This is a genomic window from Parasphingomonas puruogangriensis (assembly GCF_036663635.1).
In the GTDB taxonomy this organism is placed as follows: domain Bacteria; phylum Pseudomonadota; class Alphaproteobacteria; order Sphingomonadales; family Sphingomonadaceae; genus Sphingomonas.
Genome location: NZ_JAXOJI010000001.1, coordinates 1,045,129 through 1,071,616 on the forward strand (window position 1 = coordinate 1,045,129; position 26,488 = coordinate 1,071,616).

Consider the following 26,488-nt stretch of genomic DNA (forward strand, 5'->3'; position numbering starts at 1 on the left):
GATGGCCGGCGGGCTCCTGTCCGTCGTCGCAGGTCAGCAGTGGCGGCTGCTGGTGCGCGACCGGCGGCTCGCGGTGCTGGGACTCGCGCTGGTCCTGGTCCTGTGCACCGCCGCGATGACGGCGGCGGCGCTGCACGGAACGCGTGAAACCGAGCGGCAGGCGGCGCAGACGCAAGAGGCGCAGGTCTGGGCGATGCAGGGCCAGGCCAACCCGCATGGCGCGGCGCATTTCGGGCGCTATCTGTTCAAGCCGCTGTCGCCGCTCGCGGTGATCGATCCGGGCCTGCTGCCCCAACTCGGCACCGCGCTGCGGCTGGAGGCGCATGCCAATAATCCGGCGAGCGACCGCGCGATCGATGGCGGCACCACGCTCGACCGGTTCGCGAGGCTCAGCCCGGCGACGATGCTGCAGGTGCTGGCGCCGCTGCTGATCATTCTGGCGGGGTTCGCCGCCTTCTCGGGCGAGCGCGCACGCGGGCTGCTGCGGCAGGAGCTCGCGGCCGGTGTCGCGCCGACCACGCTGATGGCGGGGCGGCTGGCGGGATTGGCCGTCACCGTCCTTCTGCTGCTCGCCATCGCGACGATGGCGAGCCTGGGCGCGCTGTGGCTCGCCGGCGGGGTGGCGGGGCAGCTCGTGCCGCTGCTGTGGATGATGCTGGGCTATGCGCTGTATCTGTTCGCCTTCGCCGCGCTGACACTTGCGGCGTCGGCCGCCTTCGTCTCGGCGCGCACGTCGCTGGTGGTGATGCTCGCTTTCTGGGCGCTCGCCACCCTGTTCGTGCCGCGCATCGCGCCGTCGATCGCCGAGGCCACAGTCCCGACGCTTTCGGGTCCCGCGTTCGAGGCGTCGGTGGCGCGCGAGGTGCGGGAGGGGCCCAGCGGGCACGATCCGCGCGACGCGCGGCTCGAACGGCTGCGGCAGGACGCGATGCGCCGCTATGGCGTGAGCAGGATCGAGGCTCTGCCGATCGATTTCAACGGCATCGCGCTGTTCCACGGAGAGGCTCTGGCGAGCGCGATCTACCGCCGCCATTTCGCGGCATTGTATGACGGCTATGACCGGCAAGCGGCGGTCCAGCGGGCGTTCGCGGTGCTGAGCCCGTATCAGGCGGTCCGCCCCTGGTCGGCGGCGCTCGCGCAGAGCGACCAGCACGCCCATCGCCGCTTCCTCGAACAGGCCGACGGCTACCGCTACGATCTGGTGCAGCAGCTCAATCGCGCGCTGATCCACCGGCCGCTCGGCGGCAAGGGCCCCTATATGACCGACGTCGCCGCGGTCACGCGCGATACCAGCTTCGTCGCCCTCCCGGCCGGGCTGCGCGAAGCGCTGGCGCGGCACTGGATCGACCTGGCCCTGCTCGCGGGCTGGGCGACGCTGGCGGCGCTGCTCGCCTTTGCCGCCGCCCGCCGCCTGGGGAGGACGAGCGCATGAGCAACGGTTCCGGCATCGCCCGGCTCGAATGGACGCGGACCTGGCGCGATCCCGTCATGCGCGTGATGCTCGTGCTGTTCGCCATCGCCGCCGGCTACGCCGCGCTGACCGGCGCGCGCTGGGCGGAGCAGCGTCAACGCGCCGTCGGCCAGGCGCTGGCCAGCGCCGATGAGATCGTGACGAAACGCCACGATCGTTTCGTGGAGACACTGGCGAAGGGCGATAAACCCAATTTCGACCTGATCTACGTGACGGCGTCGCAATTCGGCGCCGGGCTGCCCAACGCCCCGCTGGCGGCGCTGTCGGCGGGGCAGGCGGAGGGCTATGCCGCCGCCGCCAACGTCACGCCGTTCGGCGATCCGCACGCGATGTTCGATGCCTTTGCCACCGGGCTAGAGAGCCCGTCGGTGCTTGCCGCCGGTCGGTTCGACCTCGCCTTCGTGATCATCGTGCTGCTGCCGCTGCTGCTGATCGCGGCGACCTATGATTTCTGGTCGCGCGACGTCGAGAATGGCAGCGCCCGCTTCCAGCTTGCCCAGCCGGTGCGCCCGGCCCGGCTGATCCTGACCCGATCGGCGGTGCGCGGCGGCGCGCTGCTCGGCGCCGCGGCGTTAATCGCGCTCGGCTCGCTCGTCGCGGTCGGCGCGCGCGATAGTGCCGGACTGGCGCTGTTTGGGCTGGTGGTGCTGGCGTACGGCGCCTTCTGGATCGCGCTCACCACGCTGATCAATCTGTTCGTGCGCGCCTCGACCACCGCCGCGCTCGCCGCCGGGACGGCCTGGCTCAGCATCGTCATGCTGCTGCCCGCCGCCAGCGCCGCGGTCGCCGACCTGGCCGCCCCGCCGCCATCGGCGATGGCGCATACCAATGCGCTGCGCAGCGCCGGGCTCGACGTACGCGCCGCGAACCAGGCGGCCGCGCGCGCCGCCGCTGCCGCGGAATCGGACCGCGCCTATCCGGCGACGTTATGGCAGCGGCGCGGCGAGATCCGGCAGCGCGAGGCGCGCCTCGACCCGCTCTATCGGTCGCACGCCGAAGGGCTGGCCCGCCACCGCGCGCTCGCCGACGGCCTGCGTTTCCTCTCCCCCGCCGTGATCGCGCAGGACGCGCTCGACCGGCTCGCCGGGACCGATGCCAGCCGTGCGCTCGCCTTTCAGGCGCAGGCGCTGGCCTTTGCCGGCGACGCGCGGCGCCTGGCGTTCGACTGGATGGACCGGGACCGGCTGATGACGCTCGCCGATCATCGCCAGCCGTTGCTGCGCTTCGGCTTTGCCGAGCCGTCGCGCGGGCGTCCGCTCGCGCTCGATCTGCTGGCGCTCGCGCTTTTCACCATCCTGTCGCTCACGTTCGCCGCGCTGCGCTTGCGGCGCGGCGCGTCGAAGTTGCTCTGAGGAACCCCGAGATGCTCGAAGCCATTGCTCTCACCAAGGATTTCGGGTCGCACCGCGCGCTCGACGCGCTCGACCTTCGTGTCGATCCGGGCGAGATCGTCTGCCTGCTCGGCGCCAATGGCGCGGGCAAGACGACGACGATCAACCTGTTCCTCGGCTTTCTCGACGCCACCTCGGGCGAGGCGCGGGTCGATGGCGTCGACGTCCGCCGCGATCCGCTCGGCACCAAGCGCAAGCTGCTCTACGTCCCCGAACAGATCGCCTTGTTCGGCGAGCTGACGGGGCGGGAGAATCTCGCCTATTTCGCGGCGCTGTCGGGGATCGAGGATCGCTCGCCCGCCTATCTGCGGCAGTGCCTGGCACAGGCGGGATTGCCCGAGTCGGCGATGGATCGTCGTGCGTCGGGCTATTCGAAGGGGATGCGGCAGAAGGTCGGCGTGGCGCTCGCCATCGCCAAACAGGCGCGCGCGCTCCTGCTCGACGAGCCGACCTCGGGGCTGGATCCACAGGCCTCGGCCGAATTCCATGCGCTGATCGTCCGGCAGCGCGATGCCGGTGCGGCGATCCTGATGGTCACCCACGACCTGTTCCGCGCGCGCGAAGTCGGAACGCGGATCGGCCTGATGCGCGAAGGCAGGCTGCGCCGCATGATCGATGCTGCCGACATCACCGCATCGGATCTGGAGCGGCTCTATCTGGAGGAGATGGGGCATGCGCTTGCCTGACGCTATCCGTAACGCGCAACGGCAATCTCATTGTTTGAATAGCGCCTAGCGCGGAACTGCGGATCGCCCACCCCTATTGGCTCATTCTGCAAGATGATCGTTGAGGCCAGCGGCTGCCCACCCTGACCGGATAAAAGCTCTCGGTTTCGGCATATCTCCGCCGACGAGCAGCGAACGCCATCAGTTAAGCCAAGGCAGACCGCCGTTAGGCAGGTGAACGAACGTCCGCCTATTTGATATCTTCGTCCGAAAGCAGACGGGCGGCACTCCACCCCAAATGACCCTAAAAGCAGCCCGTCCGCCACCACCCAAAGTCACGAATTCTACTAACGTCAGCGATCGACAGCACGAGCCCAGGAAATCTACATTCCGATCCCGAGGCCCCGATCTAAATCGATGCCATGATTGAACGCGAGCTCAGCGCCGAGCTTGCGCCCAGTCTCGAACTGAATCCCGAGTTGCTGCTTGCGGTTGGCGAGGATCGATTCCATCTGCGGATCGCGCTCGAGCGACTTAGCCATGCCGCGCATATCATCCTGCAGCACGCGGCGACGCTCATAGTCGCCTGAGCCATAGGCACGTTCGGCTCCGGCAATCAGCCGGTTCCAGCGCTCCACGAACCGGTCGGCCCTGAGTTCGGGATTGGTGCGCACCTCACGCTCTCGGATAATTGCCAAACGCGCACGTTCGGTATCGCCACCTGCAGCTTCCGGCGCGAGCGACGCGTCACGCGCATAGGCGCTCTCAGCATCGGTCGCGGCGTGCTGGCGAAGGTTGTTGAGATCGCGGCGCGCCTCGCCCAAATCGCGCAACTGATCGGGCGTGGCGTCGCCGCCACGATCCTGCATCGTGAAGATCGCCTGCACCGCGCGCGCATGCCGCGCGATCGTCCGGTCGCGCACCGCAGCAATGCTGTCCGTCGGCTCCTGTACCTCTGGTTCGAGCGCCTTCACCGAAAGCCGTAAGCCATCGAACATCCCGCGCACTTTCTCCGGCACGGCCTTTGCTATGTCGGCGATGCGCTCGCGCACGGTGATCCCACGACGCTCACCGAAGGCGCGTTCCGGAGTGGCGCCGTGACCATAGTCGCTGGCCATATCCTTGGCGCGCTCGCGCGATAGCGTGCGGACCAGCTTGCCTTGGTCCGCGAAGTCATCCTTGCCGTAATGCAGGTCCATACCCTCGCGGTGCCGTGACAGCGCGACATAGGAGGAGTGACTGTCCATCCCCGGTGTTGCCAGAACATGCGTACGGTCGACCGTCATGCCCTGAGCCTTGTGGATCGTTGCGGCGTAACCGTGATCGACCTGGGAGTAATCCTTCGTGTCGAACCCGACCGATCGGCCATTGTCGAGCTGCACCGCCATCCGAGCGCGGCTGACGCTTTCGACGGTACCGAGCGTGCCGTTCTTCACGCCGAGCTCGCGCTCGTTCTTTAAAAACATCACACGGTCGCCGGGCGCGAAGTCGCGCGAGCCAAGGTCTGTCGCGATGGTAACGTCCTCGCCGAACTGCCCCGCCGCACGCAGCCGCTCGCGCGCCGCTTCATTTAGCGCCTGCACCTCATCGCGGGTGTGGGTCAGGATGATCCGCGACAGGTCGGGATTGGCGAGTCGATCACGATCCCAGCGATCGACGAGCGCTTCGCGCGCATCGTCGCGCGAGGCCGCTTCATGCACGCTGTCGTGGTCGTCATAGGCCTGGATCGCTTCGCCGGTTCGCCCGGTTGCGAGATGCCGCGTCGCGTCACGCTCCCAGTCCTCGTGCTGCCGGCGGATGTCGGTGATCTCGACCGCACCGTGACGCTCGGCGACCGAGCGGAATGCCGCGCCCGCCTCGATCGACTGAAGCTGCTCGGGATCGCCGACCAGCACGATCTTGGCACCGCGCTTCTCGGCTTCGCTGACCACGCGTTCCATCTGGCGCGTGCCGATCATCCCGGCTTCGTCGATCACCAGCACCGAGTTCTGGTCGAGCAATTCGCGGCCCTGGCCCCATTGATGTTCCATGCTCGCGATCGTGCGCGACGCGATACCCGATCCGCCTTCGAGATTTTCAGCGGCGATGCCGGACAGCGCGGCGCCGCGGACGTCGTAGCCGCCGCTCTCCCACGCTTCGCGCGCGACGCCCAACATCGCCGACTTGCCGGTGCCGGCATAGCCGACGACGACACTTAGGCCGTCACCGCGTGTGACATGGTCAAGAGCAAAGCGCTGCTCTTCAGACAGGATCAGCCCTGCGCGTTCGGCCTCCGCAATCGCGCGATCGCGATCGCGATCGCTCACGCCGTGCCGTTCGCGCTCAGCCATCATCTGGGTCGCGCGCTCGAGCTGCTGCTCGGCGTGGATCATGTCACGGCTAGTGAAGCGATCCTCGCCGCGTCCGTCCTTGCCGAGCTCGACGAGGTCAGGCGAGCCGCGCACCGCGCCCATCGCCTGGTCGAACTGCTCCTGCCCGTCACTGTGGCGATGAATGAACATGGCCAGATCACGGCTGGTGAAGGTTGCCTGGTTGCGCGTGATCGCATCCAAAGCGATGCCTGGATTGGCGATGATCCTGTTGCCGTTGCGGCGCGCGATCTCGAAATGCTCTTCGAGCCGTTCGGTCTCGATGCCGTGCGCCTCCATGCGAGCTGCTGCCGGACCGATCTTGTTCTGCGGCTCGAGCTCGATCCCTTGCGCCTCGAACGAGCGGTGATCGATGCGCGCATCGATATCGAGTTCGGCCAGACGCTGGTTAGCATGCTCGGCCCAGCGCTCGCGCCATTTCTCAAGCAGGTCGGTGCGGTTCCAGTCGCGGTTCTTCTGCCCGAACCCACCATCGGTCACCGTCCGCGTTGTCAGCATCACGTGCGCGTGCGGCTTGGCCAAACCATCAGCGCCGATATCCCAGTGCACGTTGAGATCGGCGACCATGCCGTGATCGACGAACTCGTCGCGGACGAAGTCGCGGGCGAGCGCTATGCCGTCCTCCTTTGACAGCTCGCGCGGGATGGCGAACTCGATCTCGCGGGCGAGCTGCGCGTCCATGCGCTTCTCGGCCGCCTCGACATCATTCCAAAGCTGCTGGCGATCGGACCATTCGTCAGGTGCGCCTTCGGGCAGCATCACTTCAGAATGCACGACGCCGGCCTTGTTCGAGAAATCGTGGTGACGATCGAGCCGCTGATCGTAGAGCCGCGAGGCGGAGCGATAGGCCGCAGCGGCGAGCGCGCTCGAGCCGCTGCCGCGCGAGATAACCTTGGCTGAGAAGTGGTAGATCGCCATATCGGCAATCCACTTACACTGCAGAAGCGACGTCGGCACGACGTATAAGCGCGCCCTCAAAAGATTTCATCTTTCTCGGGACTGCGTAGTCCCAAGAGATTTCAGAACATTGTGCCTGATCGACTGCAGCGATAACTGGTTCGTCCCTACCCTGCAATTGAGGACGAACCCATGCGGAAGCCCAGAGACTTCGACGCGGAACTGAAAGCACTGAGCGACAAGGCAAGACTGCTCAAAGAGCACCGGGTGCGCCAGCTTGGCGGGCTTGTGATCGCAACCGGCGCCGACGTGCTGCCGCTTGAGCAGCTTGCCGGCGCACTGCTTGGCGCCGCACAGACGAAAGAGCAGTCGACGATGGAGGGTTGGCGGCGGCGCGGCGCTGCCTTTTTTCAGGTCGCACGCAAAGTTGGCGGTGGCGCTCGCGAGGCTGCGCGCCGCGAGCAGGCTGACCATGGCGGCGCGCCATCGGCTACAGGCGAGGAACGCGCGTGACGACAGCCGGGCATGGGCAGTGAAGCGTCGCGAGCGCACGCGTCAGCTGATCGAGCTGGGTGGCCTCGTTGCCAAGGCTGGCCTTATTGAGCTGACCGATGACGATCGCGCGGTGATCTTCGGCCTGCTGCTGGGAGGCGTCGCCACGTTACAGAGCGAACGCCGCGACGAAATGCTGACGCTCTGGCGGCGCCGCGGCAAGCGCGCCTTCGCGCTTGCCGCCGATGCAGACACGTCCGAATAGGGCGCGATGAACAACGATTTTCAAGCCACGATCACCGCCACGATCGCGCGAGCGCCAGATTGGATCCGGCAAGAGCTGCTATCGAAGGAAAAGACAACGCGGGCCCGGGCGGAGGAAGCGCTCGCCGCGATGATCGCGGACGCGATACAGCAGAACGACAGCGATCCGTCAGGGCGCTAGGCGGCGGCCTTTTGTTCAAGCGCTGCAATGCGCTCCGAACAGACCGCGTGTACGACGCGCCCCAATTCCTCGACCTGCTCACCGAGCCAGGAAAGCTCCTCGTCGCTAATCCGGTAATGCTTCGAATAGCGCGCTTTCACATACGCTTCCTTGCGCTTCTCGAACATCGCCCGTTGCTTGTGATTATCGCGAGGCCAGACGTGCGTCAGCCGTCGATCTAGGCGCTCGGCTTGCGTCCGAAGGAAGCCGAGATTGTGCACATGCGGGGTGTAGAAGGTGCATACCAGAAGCACGCAGTGATAAAGGAATTCGGTTGTTTGATGGAGATCGAACGCGGCCGGCTTTAGAAAGCCTCTCTCCCTAGCCAATTTTGCCAGTTCGAACCGCTGTATGGCGGTTGGAAACCACTCTTCAAAATATTCCTTAGCCATGCACAGCGCCTGCTCCGGCGTCTTGGGCTTGGGCTCGTGAAGTTCGCTATCCTCGCTCTGGTAAAGCGCGATGCCGTCCTTCGCGACGTCCATGAAGAAGTAACGGCCATGGGCCAACCCGTCGTTCACCTCGCCCAGGGTGTGGACGATGAAATTCACCGGCGTGCGCAGCGTCTTCGTCACGGACAGCTCGCGGATCAGTCGATCGTCGAGCTTTGACCAATATTCGACGCGGTCGGTCAGGCGCTTGTCGTTGACGATGATCAGCAGATCAAAATCGGACTGATAGCCCTTGGCGGTATGCGGCTCGTCGACCCAGCCGCCGCGTGCATAGCTGCCGTACAGAATGACCTTCTGGATGCGGCCCTTCTTCTTCCACGGGTGCGTGGACAGCGCAAAGGCATCCTCGAATTCCTCGAAGATGATCTGCACGACACGCTCCAGCTCGCGCTGCTTGGCCCCCGGCAAATGATCGAGCTCGGATTTCATAACCTCTTCCTAGCGTTACGTTGCGGCTGCGCCAATATCGCCCGGCAGGCGCCGGGCGATGCGACGGGTATCACGAGAACCACCGTCGCGTTCGCGCCTGCCACCAGCGTTGCCAGGGCGTGCGTTCATCGCCGTCCATGAAGCGCGACAATTGCAGCAGCGCTTTCGCCATATGCCGTTCGACCTGCCGAACGCTCAGCCCCGTCGCCCGCGCGATCTCGGCGTAGCTCGAACCGTCCAGCCGATGCGCGAGAAACACCTCCCGCGTCGTGCGCGGGAGCGACAGCATCGCGCGCTCCATCGTCGCCAGTTGCTCGGGATCAACCGGCCCCTTCCACTCGCTGCGGTTCTCCCCGGTCGCGTGCTCGAAGGCGCGCGGGGCGCTCGCCTTCATGTCGCCGGGATCGCCGGTCATGCTGCCGACTCCTGTCCAGCGCCGCCGGCGCGTTCGCCCCGAAAGGCAAGCAGGTAATCCGCGGCCTTGCTCGCTGCGCTGGCGGCGCGAACGATCGCCTTTTCATCCTCACGCAGCACCGCCAGCCAACTACCAATATAATCGGCATGCCGCACGGTCGGCTGGATCGACAGCGACGCGCAGGCGAACGCGCTGGCCATCTCGGCAACCAGTTCCTCGCGGGCATAGTCACCACTGCCAAAGCTGCCGCGCTGATCGCGATCCAATCGGCTCTTGTGCCCGGTCCAATGTCCGAGCTCATGCAACGCCGTACGATACCAGTTGATCGGCTCGCCGAACGCGGCCTGCGGCGGTACGGCGACGTAATCAGCGCCGGGCGAATAATAGGCCTCTCCGCCCCCGATCCGAAAATCTGCGCCACTTGCTGCGATCAGCGACTGAACATGCGGCAATATCTCCACCTCCGCCGGCATGTCCGGAGTTGCGGTCAACGCCGCAGGCAATCCCTCGCACTGGTCGACGTTGAACACGGTAAAGCGCTTGAGAAACGCAATCTGCCGCGCATCGCGATCCTCGTCCTGCGCCCGTGCCTGCTCGTCCTTCGGCGTGAAGCGATCGGCATAGCAAACGGTGGTGCCCCGCGCGCCCTTGCGCACATTGCCGCCCGCCGCCTGCGCTTGCCGGTAGGTGAGCCACCGCTGCGAGCTGTACCGCCCCTCGATCACCGCCGCCCACAGGATCAGAATGTTGATCCCGGAATAGCGCCGCCCAGTCCCCGCATTGTGCGGCATAGTGCACCCGCAGGAAGCTGCGTCCCAGGGCTGCACCCAGGGCAGCCGGCCTGCCTCCAGCTCGGCAATCACTTGGCGTGTCACCTCGGCATAGAGGCTCGCCCGGTTGGTATCGGTCCTGTCTTTCATCTTCCTCACTCCAAACCACCGCAACCGGCGCCGGAATGGCGGGGTGGCGGCAGGAGCAGACCGGCAGTCCCGCATGAGCGGCGGGCGGCACCCGCAGGGCCGAAACGCAGTGGAGGAGCTGCGCGCAGCGCAGCTTGCGACCCGCCGCGGCGGGACTAGAGGGTAGCGACGCCCACCCCCGCCAATTCGAGAGCAGGAGGCCAACACCATCGCGCTGGCGCGATGTCCGCAGCAGCGCAGCGCGTAGCGCTGCCCGGCTCCGCCAGGAGCCAACACAAACGCACTCTCGAATCCGGACGGCCGGCGCGGCGGCGTGCGCGCGGGCCTGTGGGCCAGCCGCCGCCGTGCCCTCCGGCCGGATCGAGCGTGTTACGCGGCAACAAAAAACGCTGCGACCCCTGGCGGCTTCGCAGAAGTCCGCCAGTGCGCGCTCAACTGGTCCCCGCGTTCCGCTGTTAGCGGCAATCGCCGTCTACGCGTCAGTGATCGTCATCCAAAGGGACCGAGAAGCACAAGCGACTCGGTGGCGCGCATGCGCCGTAGAGCACGACCGCGCGACGCGCGGGACGCAAACCGATGCCGTCCTCGAGAACTGCCTACGCCCCAGCAAGTCGTTGCACGCCATGGTGCGAGGCGGGTGATCAGCCTCTTGATCCTTCAAAACTCAAGCTGAATGGCCGTCTCTGAAGCATCAGGAAAAGGACCATGTCATGGCGATCGACAGTTGCGACCGCATCATCCGGCTAAAGGAAGTCCTTCAGAAAACAGGCCTCAGCCGATCCACGCTCTACCGGAAAGTCGCATTGCGAACCTTCCCAAAGCAGATCGCGATCAGCACCCGCTGCGCCGGCTGGCGCGAGTCCGATCTGAACGAGTGGCTGCGCAACCCAATGGCTTATGAGCAACCGGCAAACACACCTCCCGCGTAAGCCGCGCATCACATTGGTTCAACACAGGCATTCGGGGCTCCGTGATCAGCCTGAAATCCCGCCGATGGTTTCGCGCGCGAACAAAGTTGCCGATGCCGGTCAGCCACCAGGGTCCGCATGACGGCTTTGCGCCAGATCGCGACATTCACAGCATTTGAGACGCCCCCCCAAAAGCCGCCATCCGTTCATATGCGATCACTCAAGTCCGGTGCCTCGCTTAGAGCAGCATCTTTGACGCGCCACTTCGGCTCCTCACTGTCGGTGAGCAGCCGGGGCCGTTAGATCTCGGTTACCTCCGCAAGGGTTAGCGCGTCGTCGACGTCGACGCCCAAGTAGCGGACGGCGTTGTGTGGCCGAGCAGAATTTGCACCGCGCGCAGGTTACCGGTCGCCTGATAGATGATCGATGCTTTGATCCGGCGCGGCAAATGCGTTCCATATTCCTCTCGCCGCAGGCCGAAGCCAACGACCCACTCATCGACGACGCGAGCATAATGTCGCGTGCTGAGGTGCCCGGAATGATCGATTCGGCTGGGAAAGACGTGGTCCCCCAGCGTGCCGCCGCGCCGTTCCAGCTAGGCCAACAGGCTCCCACGTGCGTCCGGCATGATCTCGAACTGAACTGCCTTTCCGGTCTTCGCCTGAACGACGATCGCGCGAGCCCGGATCTGGCTACCAAGACCCAAAACGCCGATCCTGATACGACAGAGGGGATCAATGAGCACGATAATAACGCTGCTTAATACGCCTGACGGTTACCGTCCTTTGCTGCGGCTTCAAGTTGCGCGCGTCGCGCAGTGGTCAGTGGTTCGCCATCATCAGTTCCTAGCGTGATCTGTGATATATTTTACAACTTGAGAACGTATCTCACTTCGATGAGCGTAACATGCGCGCTGATAAAGCATTCTGACGCTCATTCTGCCAATGATTGAGTTATCAACGCAGCTTGGAACGCCAACGTCTCCCTGAGGGAGACAACTTGTAATATGTATTACATCAGATATTTTATTATGCTCGATACAAGTCACACCATCTATCCCGCCCTGATTTTTATAGCAACGCGACCCAGAGGACGTATTCCAATCTTTAGGAACCTTTTGCAACTCTAGGGAAATAATAGTTCTGTATAACCATTCCGGCGTGACCTGATTGCTAATCGATTTGATCACGACGTTTACCCCGTCGTAATCATATGCTATCCGGCTTAGACGGATTAGGTCTGCATTGCAGCTTCTTACGGCGAGGCCTTGCAGGGGCACCCGCACCACCATACTCGTGTCACCCTCACTAGAAGAAACGCCGCCGAGCACTGCCACGCGAAAGCAATAGTGCGCGTTGCCAATGACTGCACACTCCTCCCGTAGTTCTCTATTTTTATGCATACTTTCAGGACTGCAACTGGCCGTAAGAAAAAGTCCCAAGATCACGTTAGACGCACCGAAAAAACTCAGGAAAGCCGACGATTTCGGAACCGTTTGTAGGTTTGGCATGATTTTCCCGGCCGCCGCCTCAGAATATACGCGATCGCTCGCAACCGCGACGGTTACTGCGCGAGCTTCATTTGCTGTAAGGAGGTCGGCGGACCCTGACTTGCTCAAGGTTGTTCAGCCAGGCACGTAGATCCACATATGGCGTGGACCGCCAGACATCCCTCGCAGGGCGTTCGCAGCTTCGGGCTGCGCCGGACGACCGGGACATGGTGCTGCGTAGATATCCGCCATGCGCCGCAATATCTGGGGAGGCGCCGAGTACAACTCGACGACACCAGTGATCAGGTTACGGTTCATCGTCCCGACCTGTCCCCACGAGTCATGAAGTTGCTTATCCAAAGGACAGCGAGCTTCCGTTTCCAACATTTGTCGCACCGCGGCAACGGCACGTGGATCGCCTCCGATGGCGGCGCCCGTTAGCAAGACCTCCGCTTTCACCGGATCCTTCGCGACACCCTGACCATCGCGATAGATCATGCCAAGCGGATACCGCGCCGACACCTCTCCCGCAGCGACTTCGGCCTCCAATATCGGATAAGCCCCCGACACGTCGCCGGAACGATACATCTTCATGCCCGGCGTGCCTTTTACACCCGCTGCACAACCAGCAAGCCCCGCCACCGACAACAAAATCGGTGCGAGCATTAAAAATCTCGGCATTGCACTCCCCTTTTGCCTCACCTACCACATCAATTGGCGCTGCACAGTGTGGCCCTTTACGAAGTGCCTTTCGGATCGAACGGCAACTCGGCGAGGCATCGAATGCGTCCCTCGCACGCCTGGTCGGCGTGTCAGAAGACTTCATCCGCTACCGCATGAGCGACCTGTGTGGCGGTTTGAGCTTGGAGATTCGGATCGCCCCCCTGCGACGAACTCATTGAGGAGGCTGAGCCGGTAAACCGCCCTGGGGCCCCAAGCGTGGCGGATCTAGCTTTTGGATGCGAACGAGCGCGCACCCGGACGGCCGGACTTCGGCAGATCTAGGAATTCCGTGTGATGTGGTCGCGCTGGATCATCGCATGGGTCTCTGTGCTGGTCGCGTTTCAAGTCGTGCTGACGACAGCAGTTGGGGCGGGAGCGCTGGAATTCCCAAAGAACGAAACGTTCCTGAACGTCGTTCCAGGAACGAATTTCCTGCAAGTCGTCGTGCTGGCACCATCGTCGTTAAGTTTCTTCATTCCGGTAGGATGGCGAAGAATGACGATCCACCGCCAATCTGACAGTCAGATGCGCAGGGGATGTAACAAGTTTATAAAGGCGGGTTTCTATCGATTAATGATATAAGGCGAGCGTTAACGGACCTCGGCTAGGCTTGATCATCGGCGACCGCGCGGAGGTCGTAATCGACCGCTGCACCCTCGTCGCGCGAGAAGCGCCAATCCGGGCCCTCGACGTTTGCCGATGATCTGCTCTTCCGAAAACTGCTTCCGCTTCATCTGTCCGTCCCTTCTTCGGGGTCGTATTCTAGCTCCAACTGGAAGAAAAAACGGCGGTCACGTCAGCTAACCACCAGGTAATGGCGTTCGTGACGGCAATAGATGGGTGGTTAGCTGCCATCCATACTAGTTGAATGGCCATGGACCTCGGCATACCAAATCGAATTAGGGTCGTGCATCCAACCCCTGTTTTCATCGGTTTCGAACTTGGCAAGCTGGCTTTTATCGATGCCGTATCGGCGGCAGAAACCGAGAATCTCCCACAAGTCGGCGTCAGTTGGTTGCCGATTGAGTTCGATGAATAAATCGCCGCCGACGCCGTAAAAGTCTTGCACAAAGGGCATGCGTTCAAGCCATTCAAAAAACGCGCGTTCGTCGTATCGTCGTAATAGAGGACGTTTGAAGCAACTATACAGGCAATTGGCGCAGGCTGTTTTCGTTCTGCCTTATAGGAAAGCGGTATTCCCGCCCGAGCCAGGACCCGCTCATAATTATTCTGCACCCCGCTCAATCGCTCGATCATTTCACTGAGAGTAATGCTTCTTCATCAGCGTCGGTCTCGGCCATCACAGCATGAAGATCGGCAATTAGCGCCTGCAAACTGTCTGCTTGGAACACCACACCCGGAAAAGGCCGCCCCGGCAGCTGGACGACTGCGTAGTTCGATGGCTCTGATAGGAGTTTGAGATCGTCCATGGTCGCGTCGCCCTTTATGCGGAGAACTCGCAGATCGAGCCGATGCCCGCTAGTGGGCGATTCCCGCCCGGCTTCTTTCCCGCCCAATAGCTGCCTGTCTGCTTTCCTGCGGAGCGTTCGATTGGCGACGGTCAGAATGTCTAAGTGGTGGACCGAGGTCAGGCAGCTTGCCGGAGCGCAGGCGGCGATTGGGAAGACGGGCTCCCGCCAACACTAGCAGCCTGCGCCATGGTAGGCGTCAACGTTTTCGTCACCGCTTATTGTTATCGGACCTAATGAAGTTTTTCCCCGAGATCGATCTGCGAAACGAGCGCGATCTCGCGCGCTATGTACGTCGTACGACCCTCTTGTGCGTCGCTATCGCCCTGACCGTCGACATTTCCAACCAGCTGATCTTTTTTGTCAGCTGGCCGGAAGCGGCTCGGTCGTGGCTCCTGACCACCATTGTCGTCGTCATGATCGCGGTACCGGTGGCGCGCAAAATCGGTAAGGTTCAGGTGAATCTGTATCGTGCCAGCACGACCGACGAGCTTACCGGCATCCTGAACCGCAGGGCTTTCCTGGAAGGCGTGGATGGCAGTTCGTTCCTCGCCCTGATCATCGTGGACGTGGATCACTTCAAAAATGTCAACGATCGGCACGGTCACTGGATCGGCGATCAGGTTCTTCGCGCAACGGCGACCATGATGGAGCAATCAATCGGCCAGCTTGGTCGAATAGGCCGGCTCGGGGGTGAGGAGTTTGCCCTTCTGGCGAACTCCGATGACCATGCCGTCCTTCTTGCTGCGCTCGAGCGTTTCCGCGAAACGGTCGCGCAAACGCCGATTTTGGCCGATGCCGTTTCCGTCTCGATCACGATATCCGCCGGCGTCGCGACCCGCGACGATCACCAGACATTCGAGAGATTATTCATTCGGGCCGATCGGGCGCTTTATCGAGCGAAGGCACTGGGTCGAAACAAAATCGTCTTCGCGGACGATATGAACGCGGACGGTGACGCGGACGTGGTCCTGACCGGGCGTACGGCAAGCAGCGGACCGCCTGGGTGCTGACACGGCGTCTATCGACGGGTGTTTCATCAGCAGCCGCACGACCATGGCGATCGGCTTGACGTCATCTCCGTCATCGGCCGGTCCGACGTCCACTGCCCGAGCCGCCTACCGAACGAATGCCCCTAGAGCTTGGCGCTCGGCTGGACGGAACGTCCCGAATTGGGCGTTTCCTGCGCGGCTGCTTTTTCGCCCGCAAGTTGCCTGTCCACATTCGGGCAGCGTGACCGCGCCAGCGCCCCCAAGTCGGGAACAAGTGGGCGGAAAGCCCTACCGATTCATACGCCGCGCCTTACGCCGTAGCGCGTCTTGCATCAGCGTTTGACGGAGTGCCCAGTCCAGGTCCCAGTCGTCAGGTGCGCGATACCAAGATCCGGCAAACCGAATCCGGTCCCAAAACCTCCACCAAGGTATGACGTCTGGTTGGACATCATATAATACGACCTTTACCCGTTCTCCTGCTCCGAAAGAACGATCGCACATGGTGACACGCTGAACGATATACCTTGAGAGCCGGGGCCCAAACCAAATCCGCGTTGGCCGAATGACGGCAAGCGAGCCGACGCCTACCCCTTCTCGTTCAACGACACCCTCAAAGGCAGCGGTTGCATGATCCAAAGATCGGATTTCAGCAGCAAGCTTTTCGCGGTCATTGAGATAAATGATCGGTTGGCAGGCATGAGCGGCCTGCGGAATGAAGAGGAATGCTAGCAGCGCGGGGGCAAACCACCTCATCGCTAGACCATAGCGCCGGTGATCTTGCTAAGAACAGGCAAAACTTGATCATGCCTAACGTCGGCTAGTGGGCGATCCCCGCCTAGCGGCTTTTAGGCAAGGTCATGCCGATCGGCTATCACGCTATGGCAGCTATTGCTTGGTCAGCGCCTAAAACCCGTCGGTCGGCTACCGGCCAAAACCAGTCGTGATAATTGGCTTATCGCTGTGCTATGAGCGGACAATCGAGACCGGGGCCACTGCACACAATGCCCTTTCGACCCGACGATCGACATTAGCAAAAATCATGTCTTCTGCTGCTGGGGTCATTTCAGTCGCGCGGGATGCAATGCGGTGCGCGTAAGACAGGCAGAAGCCCGCCGCCGGACTGCCGTTAGCGCAGCCGTTCAAGGCTCCTAGCAGTGGTGCTTTTAAGGCCGCAAGCGAACGGATCGCCAGATTGTCGTATTTAGAACGCAGGAAATGACGGCGGTAATGGTCAAGAGCATCGCTGAGGGTGACATGCCCTTCTTCCGAGCTCTGATAGATCGCTTGCCCGCAGCTTCCTCCGTGGAGGCGACCCTTGGCTGCGGCAGCGGCAGGATTGAGCTGCGTTTGCGCATAAAGAAGTGCAGCTACCCGTTGCGCACCGTTCCCGTCAGCCGCTACGGACCACGACAGCGCATCGATAGCACCAAAGAGCGGCGCACCGAAGATCACGCCGCTTGATAAGGCCAGCACGATCAATGCCGCGCATCGCTTTTGCAATTGAAGATTTCCTACCCTGCCGGGAGCGATACTATGAACGCTTACGGGAGTTATCACCCAAAAGCGGCCTGACCGCAATCCACCGGTTGCAGACATACGCGCGCTCACTTGGCTTGGTCAGGGCCAATATCGTCGTGCATAACGCGGAAACCCACCCTCGCTGAATGCCCTGCCCCGACATACCGCTCACGCCCCAGTATAACGTCGAAATTGACATTCGAGCCTAGTGACCCACCTTTGACCAACACTTGTGCAAGATCGGTTCCATCGCTCGCAGTCTTCGACAAGCTTGAATAAATCATTGGATCGCTCATAACTTCAGATGCGTTGCCGAACAAATCGTATAGACCAAGCCTGTCCGGACCGTAACTTCCAACACGATTCACCACACGCCATTCTACTGAATACCGTGGATCATCGCGAGTGTAGGACCAATCGTTATGCGACACCCCACCAACATACGCTTTGGTTGGACCGATATCGCTAATAAGTAGTTTTTCGCGCCCACTGGCCTTTCGCGCAATCGCGGCCCATTCCACCTCACTGGACAGTCGATACGGCTTGGTCGTCTTCTTCCGCAGCCAAGTCAGATAACATCCGATCTCGACTGGACGGATTGATGTCATGGGAAAGTTATCCCGAACATCCTTCACATTCAATTCTACTAATTTGCCGTCAAGGTTGACCGGCGCTGGGCAGGCTTTGTCGTCAAAAGCCAACATATATTCTTTCCACGTCACCTCAAATTTGCCCACCATATATCGGCGTGGCACGCCTTCAACAGTAACAGTTACTGGCACCATAGGTGGACATTCAGCGCAATGAATAACACTTGCCCGGCTCTTGTCGTCTTGGTTACTTGATTTGGTGGCAGTCGTGGTAGTCGCGGATAACAAACTTATCGTTAATAATTCTATTGGGATCACGCCACGTTCTCCAATGGTAATGCCGTCGCTAGGCGCTTTGGTCAAAGCCGCAGGCTAACACGATCCCCCGGAGAGGAACGACCGCTTTCCACCCACATATCGCCGTCACGACCTGTTGCGGCGATCAAGATGCTCGAAGCTGACCAGCCGCTAACGGGGAAAAAGCAGCCAGGCAGAAAGCGGCCAATGGCGGCCATTGCCGATAAACGTTTCCAATCTCGAAACCTGCCGTCCCTGATTTAAAAATCAGAAGTTTTGGATCAAGCTAGACAACCAACCATTACCGTTGCGGTCGAATTAGAGCAGCAATCTTACCCTCTCCCTCTTCCGAATAGAACGTGGAGGGGGCGTGTCCCGGGGTCACGACATCGATACGTTCCGGCACATAACCTAGTGGAGGAGGTCCGGAATCGGCTGGCTTGTCAGTAGCCTTGCGACCGGCAGGGCAGCGACGAGAGATCGCCTCATTAAGCTGAAGGCCCACCGCCCTGTCGAGTACCCAGTCAGCCCGTTGCACAGGACTGTAAGGAGCTTCTTTTATCCAGATCTGGCTGCGGTCCACCGCTGTTCCCTGCCATGTGCCATCGGCAGCTCGAACAACGACGATGCTATATTCGCTCGTCGAGAGGTGTCCTCCCTTTCCGTACAGCATGACCATTGTAGGTGATTGCGGCATCGGTTCGCCAATTGCCTTACGAAGCGCTCGATGATCCTCGATCGCAGAAGCCGTCGGCTTCGACGTAGCGGATGCCACAGGGAGGCAAAGTGGACTGGTTGATGCATTTCCCACAGCGGGAGCGATAGCGAGCAGAATTAGTTCGATCATTGCGACAGGATGCAAGTCTGCAACGCCCTATGCAATGGGAGAGACCGGTGTGACTGTTGATGCGAAACTCACAGGTTTTGCATCGAGCAAAAAACGGCGGGAAGCCGCGTGATCCGCCAATGCAAGAACCTGATGCAATTCGACGCACATTCAGTCGGCTTTCCTATGGCGAGGCCCCGAAAGCCGACCGGCAGCTAACGGTCCAAGTCGTGACGTTCGCGATCAGTAAATTGGCCGTCACAGCGGACGGATGGCAGTCGCCCAATGTCGATCCTTTTTGCAGGAAATTCTCCTGATCGAAACCAGTCGGTGGAGCGGGCCTCAGACGGACAGGACGATGACGTTGATTTGACGACAAGCAACGGGACGCGTGCCATTGCGTGCGGCCTTAATTGCCCCGCTCCTTCGAGGGGCAGAAGAATGAAATTGTTAGACGATAAGGTAGCGATCATCACGGGCGCGAGTTCAGGCATCGGAAGGGCGGCCGCAACGCTGTTTGCCGCCCACGGTGCGTCCGTGGTGCTGGTGGCGCGTCGGCCGGAGCCGCTGGCTCTGGCGATCGAAGAAATCAGGGATCGAGGGGGCCGGGCGCTCGCCATCGTTGGCGACGTAACGGATGAGCGCACGCATAGCGACGCCGTCGCCGCCGCACGGACGTTCGGCGGCTTGCACATCGCCTTCAACAATGCCGGTCTGGCCGGTGCCATAAAGCCGCTGGCAGATATCGAGCCGGGGGAGTGGGCGACCGTGCTGGCGGCGAACCTAACCGCCGCGTTTCTTGGCGCCCGAGCACAGATCCCGGCAATGCTGGAGCATGGGGCGGGCGCACTCGTGTTTACCGGGAGCTTCGTCGGCAACAGCGCGGGACTGCCGGGCATGGGCGCTTATGGAGCGGCAAAGGCTGGCCTAATGGGCCTCGTTCGCGGCATTACGGCGGACTATGGTGCACGCGGCATTCGTGCAAACGCGCTTCTCCCCGGCGGCACCGCTACCGAAATGGCCGGTGATGCTGCCCAGCGCGAATGGGCTGCCGGCCTCCACGCCATGAAGCGCATCGCCCATCCCGAAGAGATCGCACAGGCGGCGTTGTTCTTGGCCAGCGATATGTCGAGTTTCGTCACCGGATCGGCGCTCTGGGCCGACGGCGGCAACGCGGCGGTGAAAGTATAAGCATACGCCACGAGCAGCAGCTTTCCGCAGTACCGGCCGGAAGCTGCCTATCGCTTCGTCGCGAGGTTGCGCCGTTCGCTACGGCGATAGATGGGTGGAAACCAGTCATTCGCTAAGCCCGACTCTCATGCTAATATCGCATCGCCAGCGTGACGGAATTGGTAGACGTATCGCTACAGCGATCCCGGCGACGGGTGCGGGTTCGATCTCTGCCGCTGGCCTCGTGGGGAAGAATTATGACCGAGAACGAAGAGCGAATGTTGGGGGCGATTGCCCAGATGTGCGGTCAGTATATGGAAGACGATGGCGTCGTCGATCACATGTGGATGGGTGCAGGCGAGCGAGCCACCGCCATATTAGCTGAATACGGCCTGCTTGAAATGGAGGGGCGCGGCGGCACATGGACGGAGGCGGGTAAGGCGTTTCTGGCGTCGCACTAAGCGGCTGCTACTGGGCGGACACGGACATAGGGACTATTTGCTAAGCAGCCCGCCCCCTTCGCCGATTGTGCATCACCGACGGAACAAGCTCTTTACTCGCTGTCGCCAAGAGGTTGGACCTACTGCATTTGAAGCCCTGCCGCCGAGGCGTGCAGTGGGTTGATCGGCAAAAATTACGTTGAGCATGCCCTTGGTCAGGCCGTCAGGAATTGGGATTTTTGCCGAACCTGACTCCCGAAGTCTGTCATCGATGTATACGGTCACCGTCGGCCCAACTGCCCAAACGATAAGATTGTCCGGGCTCCATTCTATCTCGCCCAGTCCGCGCTCCGCGGCGCCTGAAGTTTTCAGGGTTATGGTAGATCGGACCGGAACCTCGAACTCGTCAAACCACGGCTCAAGCCAAACGAGAAGCACGCCCGGCCCCGGATTGCATAGTTCCCATTCGTGGTCGACAGCCGTCATAAGCGTTACCATCCCTGACAATGCGAACTTCCGCAATTGGGCTGCTCCGGCCGGGCCGCTTCATATCCGACGCGATCACCAGCGGGAACGGCTCGCCCTGATGGGAAGCGGTCCGACCGATTTCGGGCAGCCGCAATTAGCCGCCGGTAGGCTGTTTGGCGGGGCGACGTATGATGCCGGCCGCCGCCACCGTCAGAGCCGTCAAAGCGACTAAGCAATAGGTCGCTCCAAGGTCAGGACTACCAGCGACCCTCAACACAGGGCTCGCGAGCGCCAGAGCCGGAAAGCTGTAGGCTGTTACCACCCACCAGCCCGCATCGCCGTCATACTGCCAACCGGCGAAATAGCTGATGGCGAGCGCAGCGGAAGCCGTCCAGAGGTAGGCAAGCCACCATAGAACGATGCGGGACAATAGTGCCGGTGCGATCCTTACTGCTTCATGCTGCCTTGCTGAACGACGGTCCGCAATTGGAAAGCGTGATCGCGACCGGGAACGGCAAGAAATGGGCGTTTTGCGCCAGTCCGCTTTTCGCCCCGGTAGCTGCCGGTCGGCTTTCGGGAGTGGCGATCGTGTCCGCTTCTGGCGCGAAAAGCGGCCGTCTTGGTGGGCAAAGGACCTACTTTTCACTGGAAGTTTCAGGGACACAATCGACGCTGTGATGGGTTTCCAAGCTAAAGGAAGCTAGGGAAGCTTGAAGTGACGAACCGAGTGCGGACGGTTAGCGGCTTATATCCGCATTGGCGGCACTTTGCGGGCGCACAAAATTATCAAAGTAAAGCGGCCGGCCCGCTCCGCTCCGCATCGTACGTACCCTTCTGCCGAAAGCCGCCGCTCCGCCCAGTGCTGGAATACCCACGATCCACCGAACGCGACCGGGACCAAGATCATTGCCGCCACAGCGATCCTGTTACCGATCCGTCCGACGACGGCGTCATTGCGGAAGACGGCCAGCGTTCCCCATATCGCCAACGCCACGATGATCGGCATCAACGTCAATATTGCGACGTCACCACCCGAAATCCGCACTTCCGCCGCGTCGGTCCGCCACGCGAGAAAGAATTCCGCTAAGGAGTTTGCCAGCAACCACCCGCAGAGGATCGATAACGTCCATCCGATGCCGGCCATCGTCAGCGCCGCACGGCGCCGCTCGCTCGTCATCGCAGCGTCGGAAAGCGCGGAAGGTGTTTCCAGACCATCTCGCGGATCTGTCGCTTGGCCTCGGCAATCGCCGCGTCGCGGATCAGGTCGATCACGTTTCCGGCGGCCTGAAATGCAGTACTCTTGCCACGTGCTATCAGCGCCTGCTTTTGCCGCTCCAATTCGGCTATGCCCTCATCGAGCTGCTTTTGCAGGCGCTCGGTGAAGCGATACTTCTTGTCGATCGCGTCGAGCGCCCAGCCGACACCCAGCCCGACCACAACGGCGATCACCAGCGGCCCTGCCGCCACCGTCATGCCCAGCGCCACGGCCGCCGAACCCACCGCATAGCCCACGCCACCCGCGATCAGCGCTTTGCTTACGTCCCCGGCGATGCCGCCCAGCAGCTGCCCCAGCGTGGCATCGTCACGAATGACATAGTCGATGATGTTCCATGCGGTGAGCAGCACGATCGACACGATTGTGCCGCCTTTGACCGATTTTGCCACCCCCGCCTTGCCAATCCCCAGGCCAACCACCTTGGGATGGAGAGCACCATATCTCGTTCCGGTCAGCACGCGACGAAGGCCCGGATACCCCTTGAACACGACGTGCAACTTGCCGTTGTAGCTCTTGAAGTAGCAGCGACCGCGTATTCCGGTTTCGCGCACCAATTTGCGGATCAGCATTGCATCGTCGGTGGCGGAGAAATAATTGGCGATCGTGTGCCAATTATCTGCGTAATCCCTCCAATGCTTGTCGGCGACGGCCTGCGTCATTTTGCCCGTCGCGACCGCTTCGGTCAGCCACATGCGGACCAGCATGTCACGATCGGCAATGACGATTTGATCGGTCTGCTCGGTCATCGGTGCCCCTCGTCCCGCTTGGCCCTGCCTTCCACGATCCGGAACAGGCGCGGTTCGGTACCGCTGACCATGAAGCTTTCACCCTGCCATGTCACCGGCGGCTCGCCCGCCGCAAGCCGATCTAGACAGCTTTCGACAGGAACCGAGTCGGTGAGGCGGCGCTGTGCGACCGAAAACAGCCGGATCCATGACTCCCGTCCGTTGCTGCAACGCTTGCCACCGTTCTTGCTGCCATAGCTGTCGAGCACCGCGACGACGCCGCCACCCTCGCCGATCCGTTGGACATCGTGGTAGAGGTCAGGGTCGACGCGCTCGGCCGCGATCGGGAATCGAATCTGCGTCTTCGCGCCGCCGTCCCCATGGGTGTAGATGGCAATGGCGCCGGTAGCCTCAATCGCATCCGAAGCCAGGATGGTCACCGTCCCCGCGCCGGGGTTTTGCGCGACGTCGTCGGCTGAATCGCAGCCGGCAACGGCTGGAAAGATGGCCGCCAAGGCCAGCATCGCGGTGGCTCTCATGAGGACAGGCTAGACCGAGCCGACTTCTTGCGAAAGTGCAAACTGCACGATCAATAGCGCAGCGAAGCCAATCAGCTGGCCACAGGAGCAACCAAGCTCATGGACCCCTCTTGCGACGTTGAACTAAAAGCATACCGTCAGATTTCCACCACCTATCGTCGTCCCGAACGCCACTACCTGGTGGAAAGCTGCCGCTCTTGCCCATAGCATCGGCCGATGATCCATGATTCGCACCTTTGGCTCTGCTCAATGTTCGCGGCACTCGTGATGGTCGCACCCGCGTCCAGCACTCCCAGCGCCGATTGCTACGATGTGAAGATCAATGCGCGTATCGTAGAACAGATACCAAGCGAAGCGCCTGTATGCGATGATTGCATCATCATGCGCTGGCCTTGGTTCTTGGATTTCCAAGTAAAGCGGACCATTGAGGGTGATTGGCGGGGCAAAGCACTGACGGCGCTTTCTGTCCAGCATACTTACTTGCAGTCGCGCTACGGTATCTGGTTGCTCCGCAAGAACAACTTAGGTGGCTACAATATTTTGATATCCGATGATCACATGAAGCCGGTGCGATGCCCGGCGAGCACTGAACTTGCGGTAGCCTATCTACGGCCCGGACCTAACCTGAGTTTGGACGAGATGCGTCAGGCTGGCGAGCGACGCTACGGACAGTCCCCTCGCTAAGGTCCGCAACTGGGCGGCTCCGGCCGGACCGCTTTCTATCCGACGCGAACGCCAGCGAGAACGGCTCGACCTGGTGGAAAGCGGAATGGCCGGTTTCAATTACATGCTGACGAGATGGTAACTGCCGATGACCCCTGCTTTTTTTCTATCACTTGGCACAGGCCGGCATAGCTTGTCATTTGTGGGCCGTATATTACACGGAATAGCTTACCTGCATTGACGTAGTAAGTCACATATCGAGCTGGGTAATTCGGATGATAAAAGGCCGTTTTCCCTGTGGGAGCTATTGGATAGGTGAACTCTCTCACCATCACGCCACCGTCAGATAACAAGCTGTATTGATCCCTGCTTACCGATAACTCCTTAGGGGCACTTGGGGAGCTTTGTTTGTACGACTGTAGTTCATCGAACCATTCTTTTCGCGTACGGAAAACGACTTTGTTTTCGCGTTGAACTTCTACATTTTCAGACACTACCCGCGCAAAGTCAGATATGTTTGCAGCAGGAAACCGTCGGGGCAAAGCGACGAATAGATCGACTTGAGACTTCCACAAATCGGAAGGTGATGGAGGAGTTTGAGCGGACGCGCTGTAGGCAACTAGCAGTGAAACCGTCAAACCCGCAAAGCCATTTCTCATACAACGTTTCCCGCTTTTGAATCTTGTGGATGGGCGATCGTATCTACCGATCTTACCCAAGACCCATAAGCCGCACAACGAATGTCGGGAATTGGGCGCTTTCTGCCTGGCTGCTTTTCCCCGTTAGCGGCTGGTCAGCTTCGAGCATCTTGATCGCCGCAACAGGTCGTGACGGCGATATGCGGTGGTTAGATGGTGTATCGCGGCGGCTGCATTTCGACAGCAGATGAGATTGCAGCCCCTTCACGTACGATGCCTGGATCGGGGTCAACCTGACCTCGTGCATCGAGGGAAGGAGTAAGGCGATGGCGCATTTGGTGGGTCTGACGTTTCGGTGAAGGAAACGTCGGTGTGCGTAGTGGACGATACCGGCAAGGTCGTGTGCGAGCGCAAGGTGCCGACTGAGCCGGATGACATTGCGGTGCTGCTGACGTCGGTCGGTGGCGATTACGTGCGGGTCGGCATCGAGGCCGGGCCGCTGTCGCAGTGGCTAGTGAACGGCCTAAGCGAGGCGGGTCTCCCGGTGATCTGTGTCGAGACACGGCATATGAAGGCGCTGTTGCAGGCACAGCAGATCAACAAGTCCGACCGCAACGATGCGCGCGGGATCGCCCAGATGATGCGGGTCGGACTGTTCAAGCCGGTGCATGTGAAGACGCTCGCGGCGCAGGAGCAGCGCATGCTGCTGACGAGCCGGAAGCTCGTCCAGCGCAAGCTGATCGACATCGAGTCCGACATGCGCGGCACGCTGCGCAACTTCGGCCTCAAGGTCGGTGTCGTCAGCACTATCGGCTATGAGGCTCGGATCCGTCACCTGGTCGAGGGGTTCCCCAGACTGGCGGCGATCGTCGAGCCGTTGCTGACGGTGCGGCGGGTGATGCGCCAGCAATTGGCCACGCTCCACAAGATGCTGCTCGACACGGTCCGGCATGATCCCGTCTGCAAACGGTTGATGACCGCGCCCGGCGTCGGCCCGGTGGTGGCGCTCACCTACCGTGCCTCGATCGACCAGCCGCAGCGATTTTTGCATTCCAGGGCGGTCGGCGCCCATGTCGGGTTGACACCCCGGCGCTATCAATCGGGCGAGATCGACTATGATGGCGGCATCTCCAAATCTGGCGACGCCATGCTGCGAACCATGCTGTACGAAGCGGCCCAGGTCCTGCTGACCCAGAGCCGGCATTGGTCGTGGCTCAAGGCCTGGGGGATGAAGGTCGCACAGCGCCGGGGCATGCGGCGCGCCATCGTCGCCGTCGCGCGTCGCCTGGCCGTCGTTCTCCACCGCATGTGGACGGACGGCACCGATTTCCGCTGGGGCAGCGAACCCGGTACCGCGGTCGCCTGACACAATCTCAAACAGGAGCTTTAACGGTTCTGACTCGGCAGCAAGAGGTCCTCACGGGACGAAGGTGGGGTGAGATCGTAACGGCAGCAGCCCGCCTGCAACGGCAGGGGCGCTCGTTAGATTGATCCACCCTGCTCTTTCTTACCCCATCATGGGGCGGCTCCGCGCCGACCCCGGAGAGAAGCACGAACCCCGTGTGGCACTTCCTCCAGCTCGGCAGAAAACGAGAATTCACGCGGATACCCGGCCCTACGTCCCGACCACACCTCCCGACGCTCTCGCGGCGACGAACGATAGTCTGCGCCTATTGACTCAATCCGCGATAGAGAAGCTGCCGTTCAGAGCGATCGATTTTCGGAGACGGCGGGTTTAGGCGATAGTTGCCATGACAACGCCAGTGCGTCTG

At 61.4% G+C, this 26,488-nt stretch carries 26 protein-coding genes and 2 pseudogenes; 14 read left to right on the forward strand and 14 right to left on the reverse strand.

The genetic code is table 11. The annotated features are described in order from the left end of the window. Position 1 precedes the first annotated feature (1 nt). From U1739_RS05165 to U1739_RS05175, 3 genes are read left to right on the forward strand one after another with little or no spacing between them, the layout of a single operon-like run. Positions 2–1,432 carry a DUF3526 domain-containing protein gene (locus U1739_RS05165; protein WP_332704625.1) on the forward strand — a complete coding sequence of 477 codons (1,431 nt, stop codon included), beginning with the start codon at positions 2–4 and terminating at the stop codon, positions 1,430–1,432. Next, a complete protein-coding gene (locus tag U1739_RS05170) occupies positions 1,429–2,823 on the forward strand; it encodes an ABC transporter permease subunit (protein WP_332704627.1) in 1,395 nt (464 codons plus the stop codon). The genes U1739_RS05165 and U1739_RS05170 overlap by 4 nt, the downstream gene beginning before the upstream one ends. Positions 2,824–2,834: 11 nt before the next feature. After that, positions 2,835–3,548, forward strand: coding sequence for an ABC transporter ATP-binding protein (locus tag U1739_RS05175; protein WP_332704629.1), 714 nt, complete (start codon positions 2,835–2,837; stop codon positions 3,546–3,548). A gap of 362 nt (positions 3,549–3,910) precedes the next feature. Here the strand turns inward: U1739_RS05175 and traA are convergent, their stop codons facing one another. Then, positions 3,911–6,814 carry a Ti-type conjugative transfer relaxase TraA gene (gene traA, locus U1739_RS05180; RefSeq protein ID WP_332704631.1) on the reverse strand — a complete coding sequence of 968 codons (2,904 nt, stop codon included), beginning with the start codon at positions 6,812–6,814 and terminating at the stop codon, positions 3,911–3,913. 171 nt (positions 6,815–6,985) lie between these two features. Between traA and U1739_RS05185 the strand changes: the two genes are divergently transcribed. Genes U1739_RS05185 through U1739_RS05195 form a run of 3 tightly spaced genes read left to right on the forward strand, consistent with a single transcriptional unit; the run spans position 6,986 to position 7,730 of the window. Continuing rightward, positions 6,986–7,306 (forward strand): conjugal transfer protein TraD, encoded by a 321-nt coding sequence (locus U1739_RS05185; protein WP_332704633.1) that lies wholly within the window; start codon positions 6,986–6,988, stop codon positions 7,304–7,306. Beyond that, entirely contained in the window at positions 7,266–7,550 is a 285-nt protein-coding gene (locus U1739_RS05190) for a conjugal transfer protein TraD (protein ID WP_332704635.1), read from the forward strand. The genes U1739_RS05185 and U1739_RS05190 overlap by 41 nt, the downstream gene beginning before the upstream one ends. Before the next feature lie 6 nt (positions 7,551–7,556). Continuing rightward, positions 7,557–7,730 carry a DUF6771 family protein gene (locus tag U1739_RS05195; RefSeq protein ID WP_332704637.1) on the forward strand — a complete coding sequence of 58 codons (174 nt, stop codon included), beginning with the start codon at positions 7,557–7,559 and terminating at the stop codon, positions 7,728–7,730. Here the strand turns inward: U1739_RS05195 and U1739_RS05200 are convergent. The 3 genes from U1739_RS05200 to U1739_RS05210 all read right to left on the reverse strand — a co-directional run bounded on the left by U1739_RS05200 (position 7,727) and on the right by U1739_RS05210 (position 9,985). Next, entirely contained in the window at positions 7,727–8,650 is a 924-nt protein-coding gene (locus U1739_RS05200; protein WP_332704639.1) for a nucleotidyltransferase and HEPN domain-containing protein, read from the reverse strand. The genes U1739_RS05195 and U1739_RS05200 overlap by 4 nt on opposite strands. A gap of 70 nt (positions 8,651–8,720) precedes the next feature. Next, positions 8,721–9,065: a sigma-70 region 4 domain-containing protein gene (locus tag U1739_RS05205; protein ID WP_332704641.1), complete on the reverse strand. Its 345-nt coding sequence runs from the start codon at positions 9,063–9,065 to the stop codon at positions 8,721–8,723. After that, the gene (locus tag U1739_RS05210; protein WP_332704643.1) at positions 9,062–9,985 is read right to left on the reverse strand and encodes an ArdC family protein; all 924 of its coding nucleotides are present in this window, start codon (positions 9,983–9,985) and stop codon (positions 9,062–9,064) included. The genes U1739_RS05205 and U1739_RS05210 overlap by 4 nt, the downstream gene beginning before the upstream one ends. 710 nt (positions 9,986–10,695) lie before the next feature. On the opposite strand from U1739_RS05210, the gene U1739_RS05215 reads away from it, so the two are divergent. Next, positions 10,696–10,914, forward strand: a complete 219-nt coding sequence (locus U1739_RS05215; RefSeq protein WP_332704645.1) for a helix-turn-helix transcriptional regulator — start codon at positions 10,696–10,698, stop codon at positions 10,912–10,914. Between the two features lie 278 nt (positions 10,915–11,192). Here U1739_RS05215 and U1739_RS05220 read toward each other — a convergent pair. Beyond that, positions 11,193–11,590 (reverse strand): annotated as a pseudogene (locus tag U1739_RS05220) (tyrosine-type recombinase/integrase); the annotation flags it as partial. Between the two features lie 927 nt (positions 11,591–12,517). After that, positions 12,518–13,063, reverse strand: a complete 546-nt coding sequence (locus U1739_RS05225) for an SEL1-like repeat protein (RefSeq protein WP_332704647.1) — start codon at positions 13,061–13,063, stop codon at positions 12,518–12,520. Positions 13,064–13,396: 333 nt separating this feature from the next. Between U1739_RS05225 and U1739_RS05230 the strand changes: the two genes are divergently transcribed. Beyond that, positions 13,397–13,687 carry a hypothetical protein gene (locus U1739_RS05230; RefSeq protein WP_332704649.1) on the forward strand — a complete coding sequence of 97 codons (291 nt, stop codon included), beginning with the start codon at positions 13,397–13,399 and terminating at the stop codon, positions 13,685–13,687. Positions 13,688–13,949: 262 nt separating this feature from the next. Here the strand turns inward: U1739_RS05230 and U1739_RS05235 are convergent, their stop codons facing one another. Then, positions 13,950–14,183, reverse strand: a complete 234-nt coding sequence (locus tag U1739_RS05235) for a hypothetical protein (RefSeq protein WP_332704651.1) — start codon at positions 14,181–14,183, stop codon at positions 13,950–13,952. 175 nt (positions 14,184–14,358) lie between these two features. Then, positions 14,359–14,535, reverse strand: a complete 177-nt coding sequence (locus tag U1739_RS05240; RefSeq protein ID WP_332704653.1) for a DUF6959 family protein — start codon at positions 14,533–14,535, stop codon at positions 14,359–14,361. Positions 14,536–14,810: 275 nt separating this feature from the next. Between U1739_RS05240 and U1739_RS05245 the strand changes: the two genes are divergently transcribed. Next, complete coding sequence (locus U1739_RS05245) at positions 14,811–15,587, forward strand: GGDEF domain-containing protein (RefSeq protein ID WP_332704655.1); 777 nt, start codon at positions 14,811–14,813, stop codon at positions 15,585–15,587. A gap of 942 nt (positions 15,588–16,529) precedes the next feature. Here U1739_RS05245 and U1739_RS05250 read toward each other — a convergent pair. Both U1739_RS05250 and U1739_RS05255 read right to left on the reverse strand, forming a co-directional pair. Next, positions 16,530–17,045: a hypothetical protein gene (locus tag U1739_RS05250; protein ID WP_332704657.1), complete on the reverse strand. Its 516-nt coding sequence runs from the start codon at positions 17,043–17,045 to the stop codon at positions 16,530–16,532. A gap of 125 nt (positions 17,046–17,170) precedes the next feature. Continuing rightward, positions 17,171–17,992, reverse strand: coding sequence for a formylglycine-generating enzyme family protein (locus U1739_RS05255; RefSeq protein WP_332704660.1), 822 nt, complete (start codon positions 17,990–17,992; stop codon positions 17,171–17,173). A gap of 1,090 nt (positions 17,993–19,082) precedes the next feature. Here U1739_RS05255 and U1739_RS05260 point away from each other — a divergent pair. The 3 genes and pseudogenes from U1739_RS05260 to U1739_RS05270 all read left to right on the forward strand — a co-directional run bounded on the left by U1739_RS05260 (position 19,083) and on the right by U1739_RS05270 (position 20,428). Beyond that, on the forward strand, positions 19,083–19,988 hold the full coding sequence (locus U1739_RS05260; RefSeq protein WP_332704662.1) for an SDR family oxidoreductase: 906 nt from the start codon (positions 19,083–19,085) through the stop codon (positions 19,986–19,988). Between the two features lie 143 nt (positions 19,989–20,131). Then, positions 20,132–20,209, forward strand: a pseudogene (locus U1739_RS05265). 15 nt (positions 20,210–20,224) lie between these two features. Further along, positions 20,225–20,428 (forward strand): hypothetical protein, encoded by a 204-nt coding sequence (locus U1739_RS05270; protein WP_332704664.1) that lies wholly within the window; start codon positions 20,225–20,227, stop codon positions 20,426–20,428. Positions 20,429–20,500: 72 nt separating this feature from the next. On the opposite strand, the gene U1739_RS05275 is transcribed toward U1739_RS05270, so the two are convergent. From U1739_RS05275 to U1739_RS05290, 4 genes are all read right to left on the reverse strand, one after another. Beyond that, a complete protein-coding gene (locus U1739_RS05275) occupies positions 20,501–20,893 on the reverse strand; it encodes a hypothetical protein (protein WP_332704665.1) in 393 nt (130 codons plus the stop codon). 727 nt (positions 20,894–21,620) lie between these two features. Then, entirely contained in the window at positions 21,621–22,052 is a 432-nt protein-coding gene (locus tag U1739_RS05280; RefSeq protein ID WP_332704666.1) for a hypothetical protein, read from the reverse strand. Then, positions 22,049–22,843 (reverse strand): hypothetical protein, encoded by a 795-nt coding sequence (locus U1739_RS05285; RefSeq protein ID WP_332704668.1) that lies wholly within the window; start codon positions 22,841–22,843, stop codon positions 22,049–22,051. Before U1739_RS05285 ends, U1739_RS05280 begins: the two co-directional genes overlap by 4 nt. A gap of 50 nt (positions 22,844–22,893) precedes the next feature. Continuing rightward, positions 22,894–23,400 carry a hypothetical protein gene (locus U1739_RS05290; RefSeq protein ID WP_332704670.1) on the reverse strand — a complete coding sequence of 169 codons (507 nt, stop codon included), beginning with the start codon at positions 23,398–23,400 and terminating at the stop codon, positions 22,894–22,896. A 264-nt stretch (positions 23,401–23,664) separates the two neighbouring features. Here U1739_RS05290 and U1739_RS05295 point away from each other — a divergent pair, with 264 nt between their 5' ends. Together U1739_RS05295 and U1739_RS05300 are read left to right on the forward strand one after the other, a co-directional pair. Further along, positions 23,665–24,099 (forward strand): hypothetical protein, encoded by a 435-nt coding sequence (locus tag U1739_RS05295; protein ID WP_332704672.1) that lies wholly within the window; start codon positions 23,665–23,667, stop codon positions 24,097–24,099. Between the two features lie 972 nt (positions 24,100–25,071). Then, positions 25,072–26,082, forward strand: a complete 1,011-nt coding sequence (locus tag U1739_RS05300) for an IS110 family RNA-guided transposase (protein ID WP_443025492.1) — start codon at positions 25,072–25,074, stop codon at positions 26,080–26,082. Positions 26,083–26,488: the final 406 nt, after the last annotated feature.

What these genes read in the sequence shown, in the direction of transcription:
- U1739_RS05235 (WP_332704651.1), bottom strand. Translation starts at nt 14,183, where the DNA reads ATGCCCTTTGTGCAAGACTTTTACGGCGTCGGCGGCGATTTATTCATC.
- U1739_RS05200 (WP_332704639.1), bottom strand. Translation starts at nt 8,650, where the DNA reads ATGAAATCCGAGCTCGATCATTTGCCGGGGGCCAAGCAGCGCGAGCTG.
- U1739_RS05165 (WP_332704625.1), top strand. Translation starts at nt 2, where the DNA reads ATGGCCGGCGGGCTCCTGTCCGTCGTCGCAGGTCAGCAGTGGCGGCTG.
- U1739_RS05210 (WP_332704643.1), bottom strand. Translation starts at nt 9,985, where the DNA reads ATGAAAGACAGGACCGATACCAACCGGGCGAGCCTCTATGCCGAGGTG.
- U1739_RS05275 (WP_332704665.1), bottom strand. Translation starts at nt 20,893, where the DNA reads ATGACGGCTGTCGACCACGAATGGGAACTATGCAATCCGGGGCCGGGC.
- U1739_RS05195 (WP_332704637.1), top strand. Translation starts at nt 7,557, where the DNA reads ATGAACAACGATTTTCAAGCCACGATCACCGCCACGATCGCGCGAGCG.
- U1739_RS05170 (WP_332704627.1), top strand. Translation starts at nt 1,429, where the DNA reads ATGAGCAACGGTTCCGGCATCGCCCGGCTCGAATGGACGCGGACCTGG.
- U1739_RS05285 (WP_332704668.1), bottom strand. Translation starts at nt 22,843, where the DNA reads ATGTGGCTGACCGAAGCGGTCGCGACGGGCAAAATGACGCAGGCCGTC.
- U1739_RS05295 (WP_332704672.1), top strand. Translation starts at nt 23,665, where the DNA reads ATGTTCGCGGCACTCGTGATGGTCGCACCCGCGTCCAGCACTCCCAGC.
- U1739_RS05205 (WP_332704641.1), bottom strand. Translation starts at nt 9,065, where the DNA reads ATGACCGGCGATCCCGGCGACATGAAGGCGAGCGCCCCGCGCGCCTTC.
- U1739_RS05175 (WP_332704629.1), top strand. Translation starts at nt 2,835, where the DNA reads ATGCTCGAAGCCATTGCTCTCACCAAGGATTTCGGGTCGCACCGCGCG.
- U1739_RS05240 (WP_332704653.1), bottom strand. Translation starts at nt 14,535, where the DNA reads ATGGACGATCTCAAACTCCTATCAGAGCCATCGAACTACGCAGTCGTC.
- U1739_RS05190 (WP_332704635.1), top strand. Translation starts at nt 7,266, where the DNA reads ATGGCGGCGCGCCATCGGCTACAGGCGAGGAACGCGCGTGACGACAGC.
- U1739_RS05280 (WP_332704666.1), bottom strand. Translation starts at nt 22,052, where the DNA reads ATGACGAGCGAGCGGCGCCGTGCGGCGCTGACGATGGCCGGCATCGGA.
- U1739_RS05245 (WP_332704655.1), top strand. Translation starts at nt 14,811, where the DNA reads ATGAAGTTTTTCCCCGAGATCGATCTGCGAAACGAGCGCGATCTCGCG.
- U1739_RS05260 (WP_332704662.1), top strand. Translation starts at nt 19,083, where the DNA reads ATGTCGATCCTTTTTGCAGGAAATTCTCCTGATCGAAACCAGTCGGTG.
- U1739_RS05215 (WP_332704645.1), top strand. Translation starts at nt 10,696, where the DNA reads ATGGCGATCGACAGTTGCGACCGCATCATCCGGCTAAAGGAAGTCCTT.
- U1739_RS05290 (WP_332704670.1), bottom strand. Translation starts at nt 23,400, where the DNA reads ATGCTGGCCTTGGCGGCCATCTTTCCAGCCGTTGCCGGCTGCGATTCA.
- traA (WP_332704631.1), bottom strand. Translation starts at nt 6,814, where the DNA reads ATGGCGATCTACCACTTCTCAGCCAAGGTTATCTCGCGCGGCAGCGGC.
- U1739_RS05225 (WP_332704647.1), bottom strand. Translation starts at nt 13,063, where the DNA reads ATGCCGAGATTTTTAATGCTCGCACCGATTTTGTTGTCGGTGGCGGGG.
- U1739_RS05270 (WP_332704664.1), top strand. Translation starts at nt 20,225, where the DNA reads ATGACCGAGAACGAAGAGCGAATGTTGGGGGCGATTGCCCAGATGTGC.
- U1739_RS05185 (WP_332704633.1), top strand. Translation starts at nt 6,986, where the DNA reads ATGCGGAAGCCCAGAGACTTCGACGCGGAACTGAAAGCACTGAGCGAC.